Genomic DNA, 1225 nt, shown 5'->3' with positions numbered 1-1225 from the left:
CTCCCCCTACCCCCCTCCCGCAAGGGGAGGGGGGACTTAAGAGAGGATGTGACTGCGACGAGAGGACGTCCTTGGAGTGATCCGGCCGGATCACTCCTCGCGATGATGGTCCTTGGCGTCGACGTCGATCGGCACGCCCGGCAGCTGCTTGGCGGTGCGGATCGCCAGGGCCGACTTGACGTGGTTGACGTTCGGGGCGGAGGTCAGCTGGGTGGTCAGGAAGCGCTGGTAGCTGTCCCAATCCTCGGCCACGATCTTCAGCAGGAAGTCGGTCTCGCCGGCCAGCATATGGCATTCGCGGACCAGCGGCCAGCTGCCGACCAGGTCCTCGAACTTGCGCAGATCGGCTTCGGCCTGGCTGGTCAGCCCGACCTGGGCGAAGACGGTGACGCCGAAGCCCAGCGCCTCGGGGTTGATGTCGGCGTGGTAACCGCGGATGTAATGCGCCTCCTCCAGCGCCCGGACGCGGCGCAGGCAGGGCGGGGCGGAGATGCCGGCACGGCGCGCCAACTCGACATTCGTCATCCGGCCGTCGTCCTGGAGGTCGCGGAGGATGCGGCGGTCGATGCGGTCGAGCTTCACACGGCGCATGGGTTCTCTCATGAAAGGGCTTCCGTGATTACGCGCAAGGATATTGCCGGACTTTCGCCGGGCGCAAGCGCAATCCTGTTTCGCGTCGAGGGTTTGGCAGCATGAGCGCGGTGTCGCGCGCGGGGACGGGCGGCATCGGCTCCCTGCGGGTGTGGGTGGTGTCGGATGGCCGCCCGGCGAACGAGAACCAGTGCCTGGGCCTGGCGGAGGCGCTGGGCATCGTCCCGGAGGTGGTCCGACTCGGCGCTCGCCAAGGTTGGCATCGTCTTCTCGATCCCGTTCGGCCCGCCGCCGGCTTCGGGCTGAACGGGCCGCCCTGGCCCGACCTGCTGATCGCAGCCGGCCGGCAGAGCGTGTATCCCGCCCTCGCGGTGAAGCGGGCCAGCGGTCATCGGACGCGCCTTGTGCAAATATTTCGTCCCGGCGTCAACCCGCGGCGTTTCGATCTGATCGTGACGCCCCGGCACGACGGATTGAAAGCACCCAACGTCTTCGCCACGGCCGGCGCCCTCAACCTCGTCACCCCCGCCCGGCTCGCCGCGGCGGCCGCCGAGTGGGAGCCGGTGCTGGGCCGTCTGCCGCGACCACGCGCCGCGGTGCTGATCGGCGGCAGCAGCAAGTCGGTGGCGGTGCC

Annotated in this window: 2 protein-coding genes; one reads left to right on the top strand and one right to left on the bottom strand. The window is 69.2% G+C overall.

Features of this window, described 5'->3' with window-relative positions; all coding sequences use genetic code 11:
- Positions 1 to 90: 90 nt before the first annotated feature.
- On the bottom strand, positions 91 to 591 hold the full coding sequence (locus P409_RS34710) for an Lrp/AsnC family transcriptional regulator (protein WP_034849499.1): 501 nt from the start codon (positions 589 to 591) through the stop codon (positions 91 to 93).
- A gap of 101 nt (positions 592 to 692) precedes the next feature.
- Between P409_RS34710 and P409_RS34705 the strand changes: the two genes are divergently transcribed.
- Positions 693 to 1225 (top strand): ELM1/GtrOC1 family putative glycosyltransferase (locus P409_RS34705; protein WP_193366540.1); only part of this gene is annotated, 533 nt, incomplete at its 3' end.

This window comes from Inquilinus limosus MP06 (assembly GCF_000767795.1).
Classification (GTDB): Bacteria; Pseudomonadota; Alphaproteobacteria; order DSM-16000; family Inquilinaceae; genus Inquilinus; species Inquilinus limosus_E.
Note: the sequence above shows the minus strand (reverse complement) of the source record. Positions and strands in the feature narration are given on the sequence as shown.